We start from the raw sequence: 983 nt of genomic DNA on the forward strand, positions 1-983 counted from the left end.
TGGACAGCTGATCGGAAAGGTGAAGGATGATGACATCGATATCGACGTACCTGCCCCAGAGGATAAGGAAGACCCGGTAAGCCCCGAGGAACCGGATACTGGAACAGTTGATAATGGTGGTGAAGGCGGTAATAAGGAAGAAAACAGCAAACCATCCAGGGATCCGAACAATGCTGCATCGGGAGAGCAGGGAACATCAGCGATCCGGAATTTTTATCCCAACATCACAGCGGCGAATCAACAGCGCTATGGGATCCAAAGAAATGGAACAGATAAGAATGGAAGAGCGTATTACAAGTGGGAGGAAAAGGCCGAACGCCTGACGATCTATCCGGCATTATTTGAAAAAGCGAAGGAAGAGCAGAAGAACATCGTGATGCGCGTCGTGGACAGGAGCGAGGGCAAGATGCATTACCGACTGAGATTACTATACAGTGATATCAAGGATATGAAGGAAACGACGCTGGATTTTGAATTTGGAGCGAAGTGCAGCCATAAGGAAGCGATGTATGAAATGAGTGGAACCAATGACATCGTGTATCTGTTACAGTGTGAGCAGGCGCATGTGAGCATACCGGTGTATATCGGGATCGGAGTACCTGCGAGCTGGGATCATGCATACGGAGTGTATCAGTATTCGGTAGAGCAGCGGGATCTGGTCTACGTCCGAAAGGATCTGCAGATCGATGAGGAGAACATCATCGAGGTGAGGATGGCACCGGGGAAGGACTATGTGTTTTCACAGCGTAGTCTGCCGGTGGAGGAGAAGAGTCTGCACACGTGGGTGAGCGGACTGGTCGGTGGAAGCCGAAGGGTGGATCAGAAGCTGGCGCTGGGAAGCACGGCGATGTTTGCTGCAGCGGGATTCCTCGGAGTGAGTCTGGTCGGCGGCCTGTATTTGAAAAAGAGCGGAAAGGGAAGCAGGGTAAGGAAGAGACGTAAGGAGAGTTGAAGGTATGTGTGTAAGAAGATATGAGGACAAC

The 983-nt window shown here is 50.9% G+C and carries 1 protein-coding gene; it reads left to right on the plus strand.

Features of this window, described 5'->3' with window-relative positions; genetic code table 11:
• A partial coding sequence (locus NE665_RS23790; RefSeq protein ID WP_256302691.1) for a hypothetical protein occupies positions 1-952 on the plus strand: 952 nt, incomplete at its 5' end.
• Positions 953-983: the final 31 nt, after the last annotated feature.

The organism is Clostridium sp. DFI.1.208 (assembly GCF_024463855.1).
Lineage (GTDB): Bacteria > Bacillota_I > Bacilli_A > Erysipelotrichales > Erysipelotrichaceae > Clostridium_AQ.